The following is a 20790-nucleotide window of genomic DNA, read 5'->3' on the forward strand; positions in this document are numbered from 1 at the left end:
CCCAGATTTCAGATACCAAGCTGACGGGAACCGTAACGCACAACTCTCGACGCCGGAAGCGCTAACTTCAGAAATTTCCGGCTTCTTCCGTTGACTCCCCCGCACAGATGGCGAACACTCTGATGTCTGTAAGCCAGGTTTAGGACATTCCGTTCTGAGGAGCCGATGATGGCCCGACCCCTGCACAGACTCCGACTCGCCGTTGTTGCCGCACTCGTTCTCGCCCTGGCCGGCTGTGTCTCCGGCAGTCCTGCCGGCGGCAGCGAAGAGCAGCAGTCCGGCGACGCGTACTCCGGTGAGATCGAGTGGTGGACGATCAACCTGCAGAAGAACTACGGGCCGGACATCCAGAAGTGGATCGACGCCTACCAGAAGGAGCACCCGAAGGTCTCGATCAAGTGGGTCGACGTCCCCGGGCAGGACATCACCACGAAGCTGCTGGCCGCGATCGCCAGCGGCAAGGTTCCGGATGTCGTCAACTTCACGTCCGCGACCACCGGGTTGTTCGGCGGGTCGATGGCTGATCTGAACGGGTTGTTCAGCAAGGAAGACGTCGCGGAGTACCTGCCGAACCTGACCGAGCCGCTGGTTGCCGACGGCAAACGGATCGCGATCCCCTGGTACAACGGCGGTACGTCGCTGGCGTTCTACAACAAGGATCTGCTGGCCAAGGCCGGGTTCGATCCGGCGAATCCGCCGAAGACGTACGACGAGGCGCTCGCGCTCGCGACGAAGTACCACGGCGCGACCGGCAAGTCGGCGACGAACTTCATGGCGTACTCCAGCGTCGTGCAGGCCGACGGCGTCGCGCTGCTCTCCGAGGACGGCAAGAAGGCCACGTTCAACACGCCGCAGACGCTGGCGCTGCTGGAGAAGTTCAAGCCGCTCTACACCTCGGGCGTGATCGCGCCCGGCAGCCTCGGCGAGAACCCGCGGGAACTGCCGCAGTCGCTGGAGAACAAGCTGATCGCGTTCAACCCGGCGGCGGTGTCCAGCTCACTGCTGAACGTCGAGAAGAACGCGCCCGCGGTCTACTCGTCGATCGTGGTCGGCCCGCCGGTGACCGGTTCCGACGGCAAGTTCTACATGCCCGGCCAGCAGGTGATGGGGATCCCGGCGAAGTCGGACAACCAGGCCGCCGCGGCCGCCTGGCTCAAGTACGTCGCCGCGCCCGAGCAGCAACTGGCGCTCTGCAAGCTGGTCCCGATCTACCCGTCCTCGGTCAAGGCGCTGGCCGATCCGTTTTTCACCGACATCAGCGGGTCCACACCGGCCGACCAGGCACGCAAGATCCTGATCGACACCTTCAAGCAGAGCGTGGACGCGTCGATGGGATCGGGGAACGACGAGCAGCTGCGCCAGCTGTTCGACGACCAGGTACGCGCGTACATGTCGGGTACCAAGACGGCGAAGCAGGCACTGGACGACGCCGAGAAGGCGTGGAACGACACACTGGCGAAGGGTAAGTAGACGTGACGGAAACGCTGCGGATCGGGATCGTCGGCGCCGGGATCATGGGCCGGGGCAACGCGTTGTCGTTGTCCGGCCGGGCCGACGCCGAGATCACCGCGGTGACCAGCCGGTCGGCGGACTCGGCGGCGCAACTGGCCGACGAGATCGCCGGCCGGGGCGCGCCGCGGCCCACGGTCCACGCCGACCTCGCAGCCCTGCTGGCCGACGACGCGGTGGACGCCGTCGTGCTGACCACCCCCGACGACCTGCACGGCGAGATGATGGTGCGCGCCGCGGAGGCCGGGAAGCACATCCTGGTGGAGAAGCCGATGACGACGTCGGTCGCGGAGGCGGATGCCGCCGTGAAGGCGATCCGCGAGCACGACGTGGTCGCGATGTGCCTGTTCAACCACCGCTGGGTCCCGGCGTACGCGCAGGCCTACGAGCTGCTCGCCGGGCTCGGCGACGGCGCCGTCGCGTACGCCCGCAAGGACGACACGATCTTCGTGCCGACCGAGATGCTGTCCTGGGCCGATCGCACGACGTGCGCGTGGTTCCTGTCCAGTCACGACATCGACCTGGTGTCGTGGCTGCTGCGCGACCAGGTCCGCCGGGTCTACGCGACCGCGCGCTGGGGCAAGCTCCGGTCGCTCGGGATCGACACCCCGGACGCGATCCAGATCCAGGCGGAGTACTCGCGCGGCACGGTGGCGACGTTCGAGTCCGCGTGGATCTATCCGAACACGTTCCCGACAACGGTCGACTCCTACGTCACAGTCGTCACCGACGACGGTGTCGTGCAGGTGGACCGGCAGAAGGAGAACGTCGTACTGGCTCGTTCTGACGGCTACACGTACCCGCGGAACATGTTGCAGCGGGTCATGCACGGCGTCCCGGCCGGTGCGTACGCCGACGCGATCGCGCACTGGGTCGACTGCTGCCGCACCGGCCGCCAGCCGTTGATCACGATCGAGAGCAGTCGCAACGTCACCGCCGTACTCGAGGCTGCGCACCTGTCGATCGAGACGCGTCAGCCGGTCGACGTGTCGATGCTCGCCGATCCTGGGGCGGCATGAGCGAACGGAGTGAGCTCATCAAAGAACGCAGCGTACCTTGTGCCTCAGCCGCGCCCGGAGCGAAGCGAGGACGCGGATGAGTCTGGGGCCTGAGAAGCCGCGGCACATCGACGGGCGGATCAATCGGATCGGGACGGACGACCTCATCAAGGCGTTCGGTTCGCCTGCTGCTGATCTGGCTGGGTTGCGCGCCTTCGTGGGTGAACAGCTGAGGCGGCCGGCCTGGCCGTTGCCGGAGTGGGCTGAGGCTGCACGGGGTACGCGCGCTGCCGAGGCTGTCCTGGAGAGTGCAGGTGCGCTCGTGGAGGGTGTGGACGTCACCGGTGCGGGTCTCGGCCGGTCGCAGCTGTACGGGTTCCACTACCTCGGCTGGCTGGCACCTGGTGTGCAGGCGTGGTTGCTGACGGGTGACGAGCGGTACCTACGGGCGTTCGAGCAGCACCTGCACGACTGGGTGGAACAGCGTGACTCCGTGACTGGTGAATGGCCGGGGCTCGACGTTATCTGGTACTCGCTCGGCACATGGGCCCGCTGTCGCAGTCTGCTGCCCACGCTCGAGGTCCTGACTGATTCAGCGCTCTCCGACGAGGTGTGGGGTGAGCTCGTCGCAACGCTCGTCGGCGGCGCGCGCTGGGCGTACGACGAGCATGACGTGTTCCGGCACGGCAACTGGCAGCTGGTGTGCGCGACCGAGCTGCTGCACCTCAGCGCAGTACTGCCGTCCCTGGTGGAGTCGGCAGCGTGGGCTGAGCGTGCGCGGGAGCGGATCGAGGAGCACCTCCTGCTGGACATCTATCCGGACGGTGGGCACTACGAGCGCTCACCTGGGTACCACAGGATGGTGTTGACCGCTCTGCAGACCGCTGCCCGGATCGACCCCGCTGTGGCGGCACATCCTCGTTTTGCCGCCATGCACACCTGGATGTGCGAGCTGGTGTCGTCGGGCGGCTGGCTGCCGCATCTGCAGGACAGTGGGATCGAGTGGCCGGCCGCGTCGTTGCTGCGGGGCAGCTACCTGCTGAACGATCCTGTGCTCGCACAGGTCGCGGCGCAGTGGATGTCGACGTCGGAGTTCGCTGCGGAGGTTGCGACGTTCCCTGCGTGGCCGGGTCGTCAGGAGCTGTGGTCGGCTCAGGCTGCGGTGCCTGAGTTGCCGCGAGCGACAGTGCTGCCCGAGTCGGGGTACACGATCCTGCGGGGCGACGTACTGCGGGCCGTGATCAACCACGGGCCACACATCGAGCACGAGCTGGAGTCGCATTCGCATCGCGCCGTACTGGACCTGGTGCTGGACGGGTGGCAGCAGCCGCTGCTGTGGGAGGCGGGTGGTCCACCGAGCTACGACGATCCCGGGTACCAGACGTGGTACCAGTCGGGGCGGGGCCACAACACGGTCCTCGTCGATGAGGTGGAGCTGTCGACCGATCGTGGCGTTGCTGTCGATCCTCTGGTCGACACGGGCGTGGTTGCCGTGTTCTCCGGGCGCCACCACGGGAACGGCCTGGAGCAGGCCCGGACGATCGCGATGGTGCGCGAGGAACCGACGTACGTCGTCGTCACGGATCGCGCCGACGAGGGACCGCACACGTTCCGCGCCTGTTGGCATGCGGTGCATCCGTGGCGGCAAGTGGGGCAGCTCGCGTACGACGCCTCTGCGCCCGACGGACCGGGTCTGCTGCTGATCGAAGCGGGCGATCCCGCATCAACCAGCTTCCAGACCACAGAAGGCACTGCCCGTCGTCCAGTTCTGGGCCAGCACACGGCTGAGTACGGTCCGCTGCATTCACTCACGCTGACGCGATCGACCGGCAGCTTCACGACGCTGCTCGTCCCTCACGCCGGGAGTTCACCGGAGACGGTGTCGGTGGAGCGGGCCGACGGTGAGCTGGTGGTCACCTTTGGCGAAACAGTCGACCGCATCAGCCTGTCGACCTGGACGCGGACCGTCGCCGGACAGTTGTCCTGGGCAACCGGTTGGCGTGTGTACGAGCTCGGCGGCTTCCTCCGTACGTCGGAACCGGTGGACGTCGTCGCCCGCGACGGCCGGCTGGAACTGACCTGCTCCGGGCGCTGCAGCCTCTGGGTGCGTACCCACGGCGAGATCCGGCTCAACACCATCGTGATCGACGCCGTGGCCGAGGACGAATGGTCCCACCTGACCCTCCCGCACGCCGGCCCCTGGACTGTTGACGGGGTTGTGTTCGGACGGCCTGAGACGGGCCAGGAGGCTCGCCATGGCTGAGAACGCGACTAACGCCTCGCACGCCACGGGTCCCGGCGCGACAAGCAACTCGCACGCCATGGGGTTGGACCCGGCACACGCCACGGCACCGGAGCCGGCATCCGCCCCACACATCACGGGGCGGGGCGCGGCGCGCGACGCGCTCGTTGTGGGTGAGGGGGTGACACGCGAGTCGGTCGTCGTGGGTGAGAACGCGTCGAGCGGGTCCGTCGTCGTGGGTGGGGATGTGACGAGTGGGTGGTTTGATGCGCGGGTTGTGACGGGGGCGCATCCGGCGAGTTTGTTGCCGGCCACGGATCCCGAAGCGATCGCCGCCCACCTCGACCGCTTTGCACTGTCCGGCGCCTTGGTGAGCGCGATGGCTTCCTGGCTGCATGATCCGATCGGGGGAAATGCCGAGGCGTCCGCTGTCGCGCATGATCTGGGCGATCGCGGTGTACTCGCCTGCTGGACCGCCGTCCCGGCGACCCCGGGGGAACTCGACTCGCTGACCTCCCTCGTCGACCGAGCCCTCGACGACGGTGTCGCCGCCTTCCGTATCCACCCCACCTCGCACGGCTACTCCCCCGCCCTGCTCGACGAGCTGTACGCCGCCCTGGAAACCAACCGCCTCCCCCTGTGCGTCGACGCCGCGGAGATCACCTGGCCGGACCTGACCACGATCGCGACCCGCCACCCGGAACTACCGATCGTCATCGGCGCCGTCGGCTACCGCAAACTGCGCGAACTCTGGGCAGCCCTCGCCGCAAACCCCAACGTCTACGTCGATCTCGTCGACTTCGCCGCACACCAAGGCGTCGAATGGCTGGCCGCGAACAACCTCGCCGGACGACTCGTGTTCGCGACCGGCCTAGGCGTTCGCGATCCGGGCGAGGGCATCATCCGGCTGGCGTGGTCCGGTCTCGACGACGCGACCGTCCACCTGGTCGGCGCGGAGACCGCCGGCCGCCTGTTCCGTCGTACCGCGGGAGCACGCTCGTGATCGGGCGCCGGCCGCAGCACCGGATCGTCGACGTGCACGCGCACCTCGGCCCGTACTCGCTGTTCTTCATCCCCGAGTCGGACGCCGCATCGATGGTCGCGGTGATGGATCTGACCGGGACCGACGTCACCGTCCTCTCCGCGAACCGCGCGATCCAGCAGGACGCGCATCTGGGCAATTCACAGTCCCTCGCCGCCGTCGACGCGTACCCCGACCGCATCGCGGCGTACGCGGTGATCAACCCGTGGCAGGATCCGGAGCGGGAGCTCGAGCGGCTCGCGGGCGACGAGCGGTTCGTCGGGATCAAGGTGCACCCGACGCTGCACAGGTACCCGGTGACCGGCGCGCGGTACGCCGCCGTGTGGGAGTTCGCCGAGTCGACCGGCTGCCCCGTCCTCAGTCACTCCGAGCACCAGTCGCCGTACGACGCCCCGGTGCTGTTCCAGACCGTCGCGGAGCGGTACCCCGGGACGTCGGTGGTGCTCGGGCACGCCGGGATCACGCCGCCGGGTGTGGACGAGGCGATCGCGGCCGCGCGCCGGTACGAGTCGCTGTGGCTGGAGGTGTGCGGCTCGCACATGACCGGGCCGCTGATCCGCTCGATGGTCGACCAGGTGGGCAGCGGACGGGTGCTGTTCGGGTCGGACTTCCCCTTCATCGACCAGCGGATGTCGCTCGGCCGGGTGGTGTGCGCACCGCTGGAGGAGAGTCAACGCCAAGATGTTCTCAGCGGGAACGCCCGCAAGCTGTTCCGGTGGCGGCCGCTGCCAGGAGAACGAGGGGTTGGCAATGAGTGACGAGGCGCAGCAACCGGAGGCGGTGTCCGGCGAGCGGCTGCCGTCGGTGACGGTGGGCCTGTTCGGGCCGCGCCGGCTGGTGAAGACGATGGCGGAGGTAGGCCAGGAGGTCGCCGAGCGGTCCGTGCACGGCGTGCGGTTCGTCACCGGCGGGTACGACGACCTGTCCGAGGCCGAGGAACGGTACCTGCGGCTGCGGGACCGGATCGACGCGGCGGTGTTCCCCGGCCCGTGGGCGTTCGACCTGGCGACGACCGGCCACTGGCTCACCGTTCCGTCCACACACCTCCCGCTCACGGGTGCCGCGCTGTACGCCGCCCTGTTGCGGGCCTCGTTGACGATCAAGGACGTCGACCTCAGCCGGGTCAGCATCGACTCGCTCTCCCTCGCGGATGTTGCCGAGGCGTACGACGAGATCGGCCTGGACACCACGCAGGTGTACGACGTGCCGTACGAGGGACCCGACTCGGTCGACGGGTTCGCGGCGTTCCACAAGGAGAAGTACGAGCGGCAGCACACCACGGTCGCACTGACCACGATCCTGTCGGTGGAGCGGGACCTGCGCGCGGACGGCGTACCGGTACTGCGGATCGCTCCGACGCGGTCGAGTGTGCGGGACGCGTTGGAGACCGCGGTACTGCTGGGGCAGGGCACGCGGATGGGGGCGCACCAGCTGGCGATGATCGCCGTACAGGTGATTCCGTCGCGTGCTGAGTCGGGTGACTACTGGCAGCAGGAGCTGGCGTTGTCCACGCACCAGAAGCTGTTGTCCGAGGCACGTCAGGTCGGCGCGTCGGTGACACGTCGGTCCGACACCCTCTTCCTCGTCACCACGACGTACGGCGCACTGGTGCGATTGACCGAGCAGTTCGCAGTAGCTCCCTTCCTGGGTGCACTGACCGCGCAGCTCGGCGTACCTGTCGCTGTAGGCGCTGGGACCGGACAGACTGCTCGTGCTGCGGAGGCCAACGCACTCCTGGCTGTGGAGGAGTCTGTTGCGGCCGGCGGCAAGGTCGCGGTGTACCTGGACGGCGGCAGCGACCGCCTGGACCTCGAACCGGGGCCGGCGACGACTGACTCGGCACCGGTCGACGGTACGTCGCCAATTGACCAGCGGGCGCTGGAGATCGTCACGTCGATCGCCTCCGCCATGAGCCCGGCGCCGGGCCGGCAGGTCGTCGTAGACGTCGAAAGCGTCGCCTCGATTATGCAGGTCACCCAGCGCACCGGCCGCCGCATGCTGAAGGAGCTGGTCGACGCAGGCCTCGCCTGGCCGTTGCCTCCGGCACGCTCCACCGGCGGCGGCCGGCCACGCCAGCAGTTCCGGCTGTTGACCGAGAAGCTCGACTGACCGCCCTTGGAGGTAGCTGTGCACACACAAGCCGACCGGCTCTACGCGCGCGCCAAGCAGGTGATTGCGGGTGGCGTGTCCAGCGACGCCCGCCGCGCCGACCGGCCGCTGTTCGTGGACCATGCCCGCGGCGCGGAGCTGTGGGACGTGGACGGCAACCGCTACCTCGACTACGTCCTCGGCCAGGGCCCGAACCTCCTGGGGCACGCTGCACCGCTGGTCGCCGACGCGGTGTCCGCTCAGGTACGCCGTGGTGTCGCCTACGCGGCGCAGCACGAGCTGGAGGCACAGGTGGCGGAACGCCTGTGCAGCATGATCCCGGCGGCGGAGCTGGTGCGGTTCAACAGCGTCGGCTCGGAGGCGGTGCACGGAGCGATCAGACTGGCTCGCGGACACACCGGACGGCCGAAGATCGTGAAGTTCGAGGGGAACTACCACGGGTGGCTGGACCCGGTGCTGTACAGCGTGCATCCGGACCTGGCGCTGGCCGGTGACGCCCGGCACCCCACAGCGGTCGGCGGTACGGCGGGCCAGCCGCGGCACGACGCCGACGACCTGATCGTGCTGCCGTACAACGATCTTCCGGCCGTCGCGTCGGTACTGGAGGAGTGCGGGGACGAGATCGCCGCGGTCATCCTCGAACCGCTGCTCTGCAACACCGGCTGCATCACCCCGCAGCCCGGCTACCTCGAAGGACTGCGCGAGCTCACGCGGCAGCACGGGTCGTTGCTGATCTTCGACGAGATCATCACCGGATTCCGCGTGGCGCCCGGTGGAGCAGGCGAACTGCTGGGCGTCGTCCCCGATCTGGCGGCCTTCGGGAAGGCGATGGCCGGCGGCATGCAGGTGTCCGCGCTGGTCGGCTCGCGCGAGGTGATGGGATCGATCGCCAACGGGAAGGTCGCGCACGCGGGGACCTTCAACTCCCACCCGGTTGCGATGGCGGCAGCGGACGCCGTACTGCGTCATCTCGACGAGAACCGCTCCGCCGTCTATCCCCCGCTGAACGCGGCCGGCCTGCGGTTGATGGACGGGCTGCGGAAAGCGGCGGAGCGCCACGGCGTACCGCTGCTCGTCGACGGGCCCGGTCCGGTGTTCCAGACGTACATCACGGACCAGGCCGCGGTCACCGACTACCGTTCGTTCGCTGCCTGTGACCGAGGCGCGATGGCCCGGTTCCACGCGGGGCTGTTCGCCGCCGGGATCAACATCGTCCCGCGCGGCCTGTGGTTCCTGTCCACCGAGCACACTGCAGACCAGGTCGACGAAACTATTGCGGCAGCAGACTCAGTACTATCCTCCCTGTAGGAGCAGTCACTTCTCCATGGACGTCCTGGTGGCGGAGATGGTGTCTAAGAAGTGCCGCGGGGAAACATGCGAAAAACTGGCGGCGTGGCAGCTGCGGTAGCGGCAGTAGGCGGGACGATGCTGCTCGCGGGCGGCCCCAGCTTCACGAACCCCGCGCCGCCGGCCGCCTCGGCACCTACAGCGCCTGCCGCGACGCGACTCGTGGGCATCGGTCACGCCGCCATCGCCGTTCCCGAGCAATGGGCCAGGAACCAGCTGGGCTGCGGAACGCCGCAGAAGGACACAGTCATCATCGACGCGGGCCCCCAGGACCTCTGTCTCGTAAACCGCCCCAAGGGCGTCGAGAGCGTACAGGTACGCAGCGGCAAGCCAATCGGCTTCCAGACCGACGAGACCTTCCAACTCGACGGCGTGCGAGCCGAGCGTCAGCGGACAACCTGCACGGGCGATTCGCCCCTCACGGTCTGTTCAGGCACGGTGTACATTCCGTCTCTCGACGTAGCCTTCCAGGCGGAGTCGTCCACGAACGCCGACGAGGTCCACAGCATCCTCGCCCGCATCATGATCGTTCCAGACACGGTCGGTGTCCCAGTGCCTCTCTTCAGCGAAGCGAATCCCGCCGCCCGCTTCGGCGAGGAATACGCTGACAGGCTCACCGCACTGGGCTTGAAACCCAGCATTCAGGCCAGAAAGTCCCCTGGCTCCATCCCGGGTACCATCCTGGCCGTCTCCCCGTCGCCAGGCACGATGCTGACGCCCGGAGCAACGGTAACGGTCACGGCCGCCGCCCACCCCTGAGCCAAGCAACTGGCCGCGGTGCCGCACCTGGTCGACCGTCGGGCCGTGCGGCTAGGTGCTCGGCTGCTCATATCGCGTCCAGGCACATCTACCTGTCGCAAACGAGAAGGAGGCCGGGTACCCGCCTCGCGGCGGACCCGGCCTCCTGCTGCAGAGTGTTGTCAGGCGCTCTTCTCGCGGCGGTCGCGCTTGGTCCGCTCGATCTGGTCGCGCGGGATCAGCGTCGGGTTGACGTTCTCCAGGACGACCTCGCCGGTGACGACGACCTTCGCGACGTCCTCACGGCTGGGCACCTCGTACATCACGTTCAGGAGGACTTCCTCCATGATCGCTCGCAGGCCGCGGGCGCCGGTGCCGCGCAGCAGCGCCTGGTCCGCGATCGCCTCGACCGCGTCGTCGCTGAACTCGAGCTCGACGTTGTCGATCTCGAACAGCCGCCGGTACTGCTTGACCAGCGCGTTCTTCGGCTCCGAGAGGATCTTGATCAGCGCGTCGCGGTCCAGCGGGGACACGGTCGTGATGACCGGGAGCCGGCCGATGAACTCCGGGATCAGCCCGAACTTGAGCAGGTCCTCCGGCATCACGTCGGCGTACCCGCCGAGCTCCTTCGGCTTCTCCGGCTCGCGCACCGGGTTGAAGCCGAGGGTCTTCTTGCCGACCCGCTGCTCGACCATGTGGTCCAGGCCGGCGAACGCGCCACCGACGATGAACAGCACGTTCGTGGTGTCGATCTGGATGAACTCCTGGTGCGGGTGCTTGCGGCCACCCTGCGGCGGCACGCTGGCCGTCGTCCCTTCCAGGATCTTCAGCAGCGCCTGCTGGACGCCCTCGCCGGAGACGTCCCGGGTGATCGACGGGTTCTCGCTCTTGCGGGCGATCTTGTCGACCTCGTCGATGTAGATGATCCCGGTCTCGGCCTTCTTGACGTCGTAGTCGGCCGCCTGGATCAGCTTCAGCAGGATGTTCTCGACGTCCTCACCGACGTACCCCGCCTCGGTCAGCGCCGTCGCGTCCGCGATCGCGAACGGGACGTTCAGCATCCGGGCTAGGGTCTGGGCGAGGTACGTCTTGCCGCAGCCCGTCGGGCCGATCAGCAGAATGTTCGACTTGGCCAGCTCGACGGCCTCGTCCTTCGCGTGCCGGCCGGCGCTCGAGCCGCCCTGACCGTCGCGGACCCGCTTGTAGTGGTTGTAGACCGCCACCGCGAGTGCCTTCTTGGCCACGTCCTGACCGACGACGTACGCGTTGAGGAAGTCGTAGATCTCCCGCGGCTTCGGCAGCTCGGTGAGTCCGACCTCGGAGCCCTCGTTCAGCTCCTCCTCGATGATCTCGTTGCAGAGATCGATGCATTCGTCGCAGATGTAGACGCCGGGGCCGGCGATGAGCTTCTTGACCTGCTTCTGACTCTTGCCGCAGAACGAGCACTTGAGCAGGTCGCCGCCGTCACCAATGCGTGCCACCGGGGCAGATCCCTTCTATGCAGTCGAACCATGGGCCGAGAGGGCGTGGGCCGCACGGACCAGGACGGTCATGGATACCCCGGTCCGATTTCGACGGTACCCCGTCCGGGGCCGAAAAACCGCGCTCGCCACCGGGTTGTGACTACGCCGGTGGCGAACGCGTCAGGCTCTTGACAGCTGGTCAGACAGTTACCCGCCTGACCGGCGCCGATCGGGCCCGGGGGGTCAGACGCCGGCCGGGACCGGGGTCTTGAGGGTCTGCAGGACGTCGTCGATCAGGCCGTACTCGATCGCCTGCTGAGCGGTGAGGAACTTGTCCCGCTCGATGTCGCGCGAGACCTCCTCCATCGACTTGCCGCTGGCCTCGGAGATCATCGTCTCCAGCAGCGCACGGAGCCGGAGGATCTCGTTCGCCTGGATCTCGATGTCACTCGACTGGCCGTAGGTGCCCTCGGTGGCCGGCTGGTGGATGATGATCCGGCTGTTCGGCAGGGCGAGGCGCTTGCCCGGCGTACCGGCGGCGAGCAGCACCGCGGCGGCCGAGGCGGCCTGGCCGAGGCACACCGTCTGGACGTCCGGCTTGATGTAGCGGACGGTGTCGTAGATCGCGGTCAGCGCCGTGAACGAGCCGCCCGGGGAGTTGATGTAGATGCTGATGTCGCGGTCGGAGTCCATCGACTGCAGGCACAGCAGCTGCGCCATGACGGCGTTCGCGATCTCGTCGGTGATCGGCGTACCGAGGAAGATGATCCGGTCCTCGAACAGCTTCGTGTACGGGTCGATCCGGCGCATGCCGTACGACGTGCGCTCCTCCCACTGCGGGATGAAGTAGTTCATTCGTGCGTCCTTAACTGAAAGTGGGAGGTCAGGAGTTCGGGCTGCCGGAGCTGAGCTGCGCGGCGCTGGCGACCACGTGGTCGATGAAGCCGTACTCCTTGGCCTGGTCGGCGGTGAACCAGCGGTCGCGGTCGGCGTCGTTCTCCACCTGCTCGAGGGGCTGGCCGGTGTGCTCGGCGATCAGCCGGAACAGCTGCGCCTTGATGTGCAGCGACTGCTCGGCCTGGATCTTGATGTCGGAGGCCGTACCGCCCATACCGCCGGACGGCTGGTGCATCATGATCCGCGCGTGCGGCAGGGCGAAGCGCTTGTTCTTCGCGCCGGCGCAGAGCAGGAACTGGCCCATCGAGGCCGCCAGACCCATCCCGACGGTGGCGACGTCGTTGGAGATCCACTGCATGGTGTCGTAAATCGCCATGCCGGAGTCCACCGAGCCACCCGGCGAGTTGATGTACAGCCAGATGTCCTGGTTGGGGTCCTCGGCGTTGAGGAGGAGCATCTGCGCGCAGATCGCGTTCGCGTTGTCGTCGCGAACCTCGGACCCCAGGAAGATGATCCGGTTCTGCAGCAGGCGCTGGTAGATGTGGTCGTCGAGTCCGCCGGATCCGTTGCCGCCCGCGGCGGTGGGGCTGGCTGCAAATGTCTCGTTCACGAACCCGACATTACTGGTCGGCGGCGACAGACCTAAGGCTGGGCCGGAGGTGTTCGCTCACGGCGCATCGTTCGTCTGCTGTGAGCGAATTCGCGGGCATTTCACCAGCTGCACAGGACGACCGATCCCGGCTCGTCGGCCGCTGCCTCGTCAGGCACCTCGCGCAGGTCGGGCCGCTCGGCGTCCCGCCGTACCTCTGGCTCCTGCAGCAGCGCGGCCACAGCCGGTCCCCCTCTCGGAAATCGTTGTACCCGTCACGCTAAGCGAGAATTCTTACAGTTCGATCGCGAACGTACGGCGGCATGCGAACGGCCCGGACCCACCGAGGGATCCGGGCCGTGTCGTCGGCTTCGGGCTCAGGCCTTCGCGGGCTCCGGCTCGTCGGCGGTCTCGGCGGACTCGGTGGCCTCGCCGGCGTCGGCGGCCTCCGGGTCGGCGTACGAGCCGTCCGGCTGCAGCGTCTTCAGCTCGACCGTGTTGCCGGAGGCGTCGGTGACCTTGGCGTTCTCCACCAGGTAGGCCAGCGCCTTGCCGCGGACGACCTCGGACACCAGGCTCGGGACCAGGTTGTTCTCCACCGCGTGCTGGGCGAACTGGTCCGGGCTGACGCCCGACCGCTGCGCGTGCCGGACGATGTGCTCGGTGAGCTCCTGGTCGTTGACGCTCAGCTCCTGCTGCTCGGCCACCAGGTCCAGCACGAACTGCGCCTTGATGGCGTCCTCGGAGCGCTTCTTCAGGTCCTCGTCGAACTCGTCCTGGGTCTGCTCCTCGCCCTCGAGGAACTGCTCCATGGTCATCCCGGAGTACCCGAGCTGCTGCTCCAGGTTTTCCTTGCGGGCGGCGAGCTCGTCGGTCAGCAGGCCCTCGGGGACCGGTACGTCGACCAGCGTGAGGATCTTCTCGAGCACGGCGTCGCGGGCCTCGCCGGCCTGCTCGAGCCGCTTGCCGCGCTCCAGCCGGGCCTGTACGTCGGCCTTCAGCTCGTCGGCGGTGTCGAACTCCGACGCGGTCTGCGCGAACTCGTCGTCGAACTCCGGCAGCTCCTGCTCCTTGACCGCGGTCACGGTCACCTCGACGTCGACGTCCTCACCCTTCAGCGCGCCGCCGACCAGCTGGGTGACGAAGGTCTTCTTCTCGCCGGCGCTCAGGCCGATGACCGCCTCGTCCAGGCCGTCGAGCAGCTGACCGCTGCCGACCTGGTACGACAGGCCGGTCGCCTGCGCCTCCTCGACCTTCTCGCCGTCCTTGCTGGCCGACAGGTCGATGGTGATGAAGTCGTTGTCGGCGACCGCGCGCTCGACCGGGTTCAGCGAGCCGAACCGCTGGCGGAGCGCCTCGATCTGCTCGTTCACCTCGTCGTCGGCGATCGCGATGTCCTCGACCTCGGCCTCGAGGCCCTCCAGGTCCGGCAGGGTGATCTCCGGGCGGACCTCGACCTCGGCGGAGAACTGCAGGCTCTCCTTGTCGTTGAACTCGGTCACGTCGACCTCGGGCCGGCCGATCGCCTTGACCTGGTTGTCGCTGACCGCCTGCGAGTACAGCTTCGGGAGCGCGTCGTTGATCGCCTCCTCGAGCACCGGCCCGCGACCGACGCGCTGGTCGATCACCTGCGGCGGCACCTTGCCCTTGCGGAAGCCGGGGACGACGATCTGCTGGGCGATGCTCTGGTACGCCGCGTCGAGGCTCGGCTTGAGCTCCTCGAACGGCACCTCGACGATGAGCTTGACCTTGGTCGGGCTCAAGGACTCGACGGTGCTCTTCACGGTGGCGGTTCTCCTTGATTCGGTGACATGTGCGTAGTGGGCCGGCCCACGACGCAGCGATACAGCAGGGGTTTGTCGGGGCGACAGGACTCGAACCTGCGGTCTCCTGCTCCCAAAGCAGGCGCGCTAGCCACTACGCTACGCCCCGCAGTGACCGCACGAGTCTAGCCGCCCCAACCCAATGCTCGCGCCACCGCCCCCTCCGAAAGTCGTTTTGAGTCCAAAGGGGTCCATGTGGAATCATGTCCGAGCACCGCGGGTGTAGCTCAATGGTAGAGCCCCAGTCTTCCAAACTGGCTACGCGAGTTCGATTCTCGTCACCCGCTCCAGACACGATGGGCCCAGGTCAGAGGCAACAGCCTCAAGCCTGGGCCTTTCGCTTGCCCGGGAGAACCTCTGGAGTGGTGTCCGCGTCTGGGCTCCGCTGCGCGGCGAGTCGTGGCTAATGGTTGCTGCCTGTCTGCCGAGTCGTGGATCCGGGTCGCCGAAGTTGGCCATTCTCCACGACTCGACGGTTCGGGGAAGCCGCGGTTCTGATGCAGCGGCTGGCCGCTGATGACTGGGTCGAGTACACCGGCCTGCTCGACGAACTGAACGACCAGGCCAAAGGTGAGATGTAGGAGCCCCGTGATGCGGCGCCCAGGTCGTTGAGCACTGACCGGCAGGGCCACCGAGGAGCGTTCGTGGGGTGGTTCAGGGGAAGGCGGGTGGGCCGCCTTGGAGGGAGCGGCAGGTGGCTTCGGGGTCGGTGGTGAAGGTGGGGTGTTGGGTGGTGGTGTCGTAGTAGCGGTGGAAGACGGGGGTCTGGGCTCCGGAGAGGGGTGGGACGATCCAGCTCCAGTCGGCGGGGCAGGTGCGGCCGGCGCGTTCCTCTCGTTCCAGGTGGGTGAGGAATCTCCGGGTCTCGGTGTGGTGGTCGGTGACGGTCACGCCGTTCGTCTGGAACGAGTGCAGGACGGCGCGGTTGATCTCGACCAGCGCCTGGTCCCGCCAGAGGGTCGCCTCGTGTGAGGTGTCCAGGCCCATCCGTTGCGCGACCTCCGGGACCAGGTCGTAGCGGTCGCTGTCGGCCAGGTTGCGCGCCCCGATCTCGGTGCCCATGTACCAGCCGTTGAACGGCGCGGCCGGGTACGAGACACCGCCGATGACCAGCCGGTTGTTGCTGATGACCGGTACTGCGTGCCACCTCAGCCCCAGGTCCGCGAACCACAACAGCTCGGGGTGCTCGAGCGGTACCTCGTGAACGGTCTGCTGGGGCAACTGGAACATCCGCGGCCCCTCCTCGACGGTCTCCACGACGAGCGGGAGTACGTCGAACGCTCCGAGCCGATCAGGCGGCCGCCAGCCGCGCTGCATCAGCTTGCTGGTGAAGGCGCGGTACCGCGGGTCCCCCAGGACTCGCCCGTTCGGCTGCTCGTACCCGGCGTACCGGATGAGCTGCTCGTTCCAGATCCGGGGCGCCGGGCGGGTCGGCGTCTCGGGGGCGAACACGCTGATCATCGGCCGGATCTTGCCGCCGTTGTGCGCGGCGCGCAGGTGGTCGAAGCAGTGCCGGGCAACGCCGCCGGCGTCGGCGACCGCGCGCAGGTCGCGGACCTGCAGGCTGCGCCAGTACAGCCGGCCGATGCAGCGCTTGTTGTTGCGCCACGCGACGCGGGCGCCGAAGGTCAGCTCCTCGGCGGTGTGCCAGTAGGTCCCGGTGAGGTCGATCTCGCGCATCACCTCGGCGAACCGGGGTTCCATCGGGCCGGCCTGCGGATTCTCTCCATAGAAGAGTTCCAGGAACTCCTTCGCCGCGGCCCGCAGCGTCTCGACGGCGGCATCCACCGGCACCGCATCGGGCACATCCTGCGTCGGCAGGACCTTCACGGGACACGCAGACGCCGTACGGCGACCCGCTGGCAGGTCATCGACCTTCAGCCGTGCGCGGACAACGTGGCGAGCGCAGAATCCGACGGCCACGCACAACAGCGCCAGACTGAGCGCCACCGCGACGGCGGTCGGCACTGTCCGGCCAAGGAGGAGTACGGCGGCCACCCCGAGCACTACGAGCGGCAGAGCGAGCAGCCCGGCCGAGGGCCGTGATGCGCGTGCAGACCGTCGACTGGAGAGGTGTTCGCGTTCCGACCGGGCGGTTCTCGGAAGCGTTCGCACGAGCTCAGTCCGCGCCGGGAGACTCCGGGCCGCTGCCGTTCCGCAGGCGGACCTGCCAGTCGCTCATGTCGTCGAACCAGGCGTCGTTCTGCCGCGGCACCGCGGCACCCGGCACGCCGGCCTGCGGCGCACTCCCCAACCGGTCGACCTCGGTCGCGAACGAGTCTACGATCGACTGCATCCGCTCCTGGGCCGTCTGCGCGTACGTACGCACCCGCTGCCCGGCCGTGTCCATCGCCTCCTCAACGATCCTGCGTTCGTGGGCGCGCGCCTGGCTGATGCGTTCGCGGGCGTCCCGGCTCACGTCCTGCACCATCTCCTCGGCCACCAGCTGCGCTTGGCTGAACAGTTCGACGATCTGCTCGTTCACGCGCTCGCCGACCTGCTCGTACTCGTCCAGCTCCGCCTGCACGCGCTGCAGCTCCGTCCGGGAGCGCCGCAGCTCCGCCTGGAGTCGTTCGTTCTCGGACCGGCACTCGGTGATGTCCCGCGCCGTCGCGTGCACCTGGTCGGCGAGCAGATCGATGTACCCGTACACCTCGTCCGCATCGAGTCCCCGGAATCGGCGCCGGAACGTCTCGCCCCGGATCGCCTCGGGTGTGCGGTACTGCGGAGAGCCGTGGCGGTGCTTTCCGTTCGTCACTTGTTGTCTCCTGACCTGGTCAGCGCCGGACCGGGCGTGTGCTCGCCCCCGGCCGCGTAGTAGAAGTGCTCGTACTTGATGTGCTGCGGGTCCATTCCCGCGCCGGCCAGTCGCTCCAGCGTGTGCGCGACCATCTGGGGGCCGCCGCACACCATCGCCATACGCCCGTAGAGGTCTTGCCGGGCCGCGACCGTTCCGACCTTCCCGCGCGTGCCGGGATAGGACGCGTCGTCCGACACGACCTCCGTGTAGTCGAACCAGGGCCGCGTCTGCGCGAGCTCGCGCAGCCGTGGGCGTTCGTACAGGTGCCACGGCATCCGGACACCGTGCAGCAGATGGACCCGCGGGGCGGTGCGCGACCGTTCCCACTCGTTGTCGATCTGCTCGAGTACTGCGAGCAGCGGAGCCAGACCGGTTCCACCGGTGACCATCAGGAGATCCCGTACGTCGTCGGCTCGCCGCGTCAGCCGCTCGCCGACGGGCGCCCCGAGCTTCACGACGTCGCCGACCTTCAGCGTCCGCACCACGGCCGGACTCACCTGACCACCGTCGATCTGCTGCACGTGCAGGTCGATCGAACCGTCCCGGCGCGGCGCGTTGGCCGGACTGAAGTACCGCCACAGCCTGGGCCGTTGCGGGATCTCCATCGACACCGACTGGCCGGGCAGGAACTGGAACTCACGCCGCGGCCGCACCGTCAGCAGCGTGAGGTCCATGGTCCGCCGTTCGACCGAGAGCACGTCGGCGTCCCACCAGTCGGGGTTGACCTCCGAGGACGTCTCCGCCGCCTCGACCATGATCCGCGCGATCACCTGGTAGGCCGCTGTCCACTGCGCGGCGAGCTCCTCGTCCCACTCGGGTCCTAGGAAGTGCTTCAGCGTCGCGCACAACGAGGCGCCGACCGCGTTGTAGTGGTCCGCGACGACGGCGTACTTGCGATGGTCGCGGCCGAGGTGCTGCACGAAGGCGGCGTCGTTCTCGATCTGGTCGGCGTGGCTGACGATCCGGCCGAGCGCGCTGACGAACTTGTCCCGCTGGCTGGACATGGACAGCGGGAACATCGACCGTACTTCGGGATAGGACACGAACAGGTGTGAGTAGAAGTAGAGCGGTACCTGTTCTCCGTGCTCCGTCACCCGGTCCCAGCTGCGCTGGAGGGCATGGGCATCCATCGGGCGTCGTTATCCGGCTCGAGCGGGCAGCTCCTCGAGCGGAACGGACAGCCAGTCTGAGGGCACCAGGTACTGCCGGACGTCGGCGTTTTCAGCCGACGGACACTGCGTTGACAAGGGTTTCCCTCCCAGTTCTATCCCCGAGTCGATCAGTCCTCCGTCTGGTCTCCCGCCGCGAACCTACCCGCGGTCCCACGGGTTAAACCGCGAACCGGACCAACAGGTGCCGAAATTCCTGTCAGGCGCGGAGAAAGGCGATGCCGTCGACGACGGCCGGGGCTGTGGAGGTGGAGACGATCTTGAGAGAACCGGTGCGGAAGGGGGTGATGGGAAGGTAGGTGACCTTGCGGCTGGTGGTGGTCGCGGCCAGCGAGACCGTGCCGACCTTGATGTTGGCGTGGTAGATGTCCACTCGGCCCTGGCCAGGACCGTGGATAGCGACCAGAGCGATCCGGAGACCGGCCTCGGTAGCCTTCGTGAGGTAGGCACCGTTGGCGCGCAGGATGCTCGTGGTGCCTTGGAACGCCAGTGTGCTCGTCGAACGGGTGACACTGCCGGCCGACGTCAGAGCACGGTCGTCCTCAGGGGCCACCGAGCAGATGGGCGCGGACCAAGCGGACAAGTTGCCCAGGTAATCGCGGGCGCGGACCATGAAGCACTCGTCCCAGCCGAGACGCGGCGCCCAGGTGATCGCGGTGATGCGGGTGCCCTGCCAGACCGCTGGATACATCCACTTGCCGAACGCGACACCCGGTGCGGCGACCTTGTAGACCACGTCGTACGACGCGATGTCGGTGTCGTCCTTGTACGCCCAGCGCACCGTGGCGGAGCCGCTCAGCTGGACGCGGTCACCGATCCGCCACGTCACCAGTGACGGCGCAGTACCGTCCACCTCGCTGCAGTACGACGTACTCCAGGCACTCACGTTGCCGGCGTAGTCGCGCGCACGCACCTGCCAGCACGTATCCGTACCGACCGGCGCGGTCAAGCTCGCACCGGTCGTCTTCAGGCCCTGCCACGCCGGCGGCTGGAGCCAGGCGCCGTACGGCGACGTGCGGTTGGGGCGCTGCTGGTAGCGCAGGTCGTAGCTGTCCACGCCGGTCGCTGGTGAGTTCGGGTCCTGCGGGTCGTCGTACGCCCACTCGAACGACAGGCTGGTGTTGTCGCGGATGCGGTCGCCGGCCGAGGCGCTCCTCAGTACGGGCGCGACGCTGTCGGGGTGCTGCTGCGGGTCCGCGGTCAGCCAGCCCAGCGTGATCACACGTGGTTTGCTGAGCGCGTCGGCGTACACGATCTTCGCCTGCCCGGAGCCGTCCGCACGGAAGCTGGGGGTAGTAGTGCGGATCGGCCCATAGCGGCGCTGTCCGAGTGCCGGGTCGTTCAGGTCTGTCACCAGCAGGTCGGAGCCGGACGTCTGCACCGCGAATCCGTTGCCCAGCTGGGAGTCCGCCGCAACGGTCAGATTGCGTGGCGGCTGCGGCCCGTTGACGTCCACGACCTGGTTGCAGCCGCTCAGCACCGCCCAGCGGCCGTTCACCCCGCCTGCTCCCACAGAGCACGCGCTGGCGACCAGGACCGTCTTCACGACACCAGTGGTGAGGTTCTTACCGTCGAGATGACCTGGCTGCGTCACCTTCCACACCGTGTCGCCGGACAGCGCGAACGGCGGGGCCACGTCAGCCACCTTGGTCTTGCTGGCCACGTCGTACACCGCTGCGGTCGCAGCGCTCGCCGCACGATGCGAGACGAGCTTGCCGCCCTTCCCCAGCACCACCTCGTCCGCTGCCGGGAACGTGAGCCCGCCGACCTTCGCAGTACCGGCGTCGAACGTCAGCAGCGCGGCCCCCTCCACCTGCAGCGACTTGCCGTCGTTGGAGCCTCCCGAAGCAGTCCAGGTGGTCCCGTTGTCGCTCGTCTCGTAGACCGGGTTCGAAACGACCACGCGGGTGCCGGACAGGCCCACGTCGACCGCCGTACGCCCAGGAACCAGCACGCCCTCCCCCAGGTGCGCCGGCGGATCGGCAGCGCCTGCCTGTGCCGCCGTCAACGGCAGCAGTACGACGGCGCACACAGCGGCCGCTTTCACACGAAAACCCAGCACGA

The 20790-nt window shown here is 68.0% G+C and carries 16 protein-coding genes and 2 tRNA genes; 9 read left to right on the forward strand and 9 right to left on the reverse strand.

Features of this window, described 5'->3' with window-relative positions:
- The first annotated feature begins 168 nt into the window (after window positions 1–168).
- The 8 genes from BJY22_RS34365 to BJY22_RS34400 all read left to right on the forward strand — a co-directional run bounded on the left by BJY22_RS34365 (window position 169) and on the right by BJY22_RS34400 (window position 10006).
- Window positions 169–1470 (forward strand): ABC transporter substrate-binding protein, encoded by a 1302-nt coding sequence (locus BJY22_RS34365; RefSeq protein WP_167215424.1) that lies wholly within the window; start codon window positions 169–171, stop codon window positions 1468–1470.
- A gap of 2 nt (window positions 1471–1472) precedes the next feature.
- On the forward strand, window positions 1473–2528 hold the full coding sequence (locus BJY22_RS34370) for a Gfo/Idh/MocA family protein (RefSeq protein WP_337759721.1): 1056 nt from the start codon (window positions 1473–1475) through the stop codon (window positions 2526–2528).
- A 76-nt stretch (window positions 2529–2604) separates the two neighbouring features.
- Window positions 2605–4770 carry a heparinase II/III family protein gene (locus tag BJY22_RS34375; protein WP_167215427.1) on the forward strand — a complete coding sequence of 722 codons (2166 nt, stop codon included), beginning with the start codon at window positions 2605–2607 and terminating at the stop codon, window positions 4768–4770.
- A gap of 160 nt (window positions 4771–4930) precedes the next feature.
- A complete protein-coding gene (locus tag BJY22_RS34380; RefSeq protein WP_167215430.1) occupies window positions 4931–5752 on the forward strand; it encodes an amidohydrolase family protein in 822 nt (273 codons plus the stop codon).
- Window positions 5749–6549: an amidohydrolase family protein gene (locus BJY22_RS34385; protein ID WP_167215433.1), complete on the forward strand. Its 801-nt coding sequence runs from the start codon at window positions 5749–5751 to the stop codon at window positions 6547–6549. The genes BJY22_RS34380 and BJY22_RS34385 overlap by 4 nt, the downstream gene beginning before the upstream one ends.
- A complete protein-coding gene (locus BJY22_RS34390) occupies window positions 6542–7900 on the forward strand; it encodes a hypothetical protein (RefSeq protein WP_167215436.1) in 1359 nt (452 codons plus the stop codon). Before BJY22_RS34385 ends, BJY22_RS34390 begins: the two co-directional genes overlap by 8 nt.
- Window positions 7901–7918: 18 nt before the next feature.
- A complete protein-coding gene (locus BJY22_RS34395; protein WP_167215439.1) occupies window positions 7919–9208 on the forward strand; it encodes a glutamate-1-semialdehyde 2,1-aminomutase in 1290 nt (429 codons plus the stop codon).
- Window positions 9209–9292: 84 nt separating this feature from the next.
- Window positions 9293–10006: a PASTA domain-containing protein gene (locus BJY22_RS34400; RefSeq protein WP_337759722.1), complete on the forward strand. Its 714-nt coding sequence runs from the start codon at window positions 9293–9295 to the stop codon at window positions 10004–10006.
- A gap of 161 nt (window positions 10007–10167) precedes the next feature.
- On the opposite strand, the gene clpX is transcribed toward BJY22_RS34400, so the two are convergent.
- From clpX to BJY22_RS34425, 5 genes are all read right to left on the reverse strand, one after another.
- Entirely contained in the window at window positions 10168–11466 is a 1299-nt protein-coding gene (gene clpX / locus BJY22_RS34405; protein ID WP_167215445.1) for an ATP-dependent Clp protease ATP-binding subunit ClpX, read from the reverse strand.
- Window positions 11467–11691: 225 nt separating this feature from the next.
- The gene (locus BJY22_RS34410; RefSeq protein ID WP_167215448.1) at window positions 11692–12303 is read right to left on the reverse strand and encodes an ATP-dependent Clp protease proteolytic subunit; all 612 of its coding nucleotides are present in this window, start codon (window positions 12301–12303) and stop codon (window positions 11692–11694) included.
- A 28-nt stretch (window positions 12304–12331) separates the two neighbouring features.
- Entirely contained in the window at window positions 12332–12955 is a 624-nt protein-coding gene (locus tag BJY22_RS34415; RefSeq protein WP_167215451.1) for an ATP-dependent Clp protease proteolytic subunit, read from the reverse strand.
- Window positions 12956–13311: 356 nt separating this feature from the next.
- Entirely contained in the window at window positions 13312–14718 is a 1407-nt protein-coding gene (tig, locus tag BJY22_RS34420; RefSeq protein WP_167215454.1) for a trigger factor, read from the reverse strand.
- A 75-nt stretch (window positions 14719–14793) separates the two neighbouring features.
- A tRNA-Pro gene (locus tag BJY22_RS34425) sits at window positions 14794–14866 on the reverse strand.
- A gap of 107 nt (window positions 14867–14973) precedes the next feature.
- Between BJY22_RS34425 and BJY22_RS34430 the strand changes: the two genes are divergently transcribed.
- Window positions 14974–15047, forward strand: a tRNA-Gly gene (locus BJY22_RS34430).
- A gap of 364 nt (window positions 15048–15411) precedes the next feature.
- On the opposite strand, the gene BJY22_RS34435 is transcribed toward BJY22_RS34430, so the two are convergent.
- The 4 genes from BJY22_RS34435 to BJY22_RS34450 all read right to left on the reverse strand — a co-directional run bounded on the left by BJY22_RS34435 (window position 15412) and on the right by BJY22_RS34450 (window position 20773).
- Entirely contained in the window at window positions 15412–16755 is a 1344-nt protein-coding gene (locus tag BJY22_RS34435) for a nitric oxide synthase oxygenase (protein WP_337759723.1), read from the reverse strand.
- Between the two features lie 121 nt (window positions 16756–16876).
- Window positions 16877–17515, reverse strand: a complete 639-nt coding sequence (locus tag BJY22_RS34440; protein ID WP_167215457.1) for a DivIVA domain-containing protein — start codon at window positions 17513–17515, stop codon at window positions 16877–16879.
- Window positions 17512–18687: a globin domain-containing protein gene (locus BJY22_RS34445; protein ID WP_167215460.1), complete on the reverse strand. Its 1176-nt coding sequence runs from the start codon at window positions 18685–18687 to the stop codon at window positions 17512–17514. Before BJY22_RS34445 ends, BJY22_RS34440 begins: the two co-directional genes overlap by 4 nt.
- A gap of 238 nt (window positions 18688–18925) precedes the next feature.
- The gene (locus BJY22_RS34450) at window positions 18926–20773 is read right to left on the reverse strand and encodes a phage tail protein (protein WP_167215463.1); all 1848 of its coding nucleotides are present in this window, start codon (window positions 20771–20773) and stop codon (window positions 18926–18928) included.
- Between the last annotated feature and the right edge of the window lie 17 nt (window positions 20774–20790).

The sequence above is a fragment of the Kribbella shirazensis genome, from assembly GCF_011761605.1.
In the GTDB taxonomy this organism is placed as follows: domain Bacteria; phylum Actinomycetota; class Actinomycetes; order Propionibacteriales; family Kribbellaceae; genus Kribbella; species Kribbella shirazensis.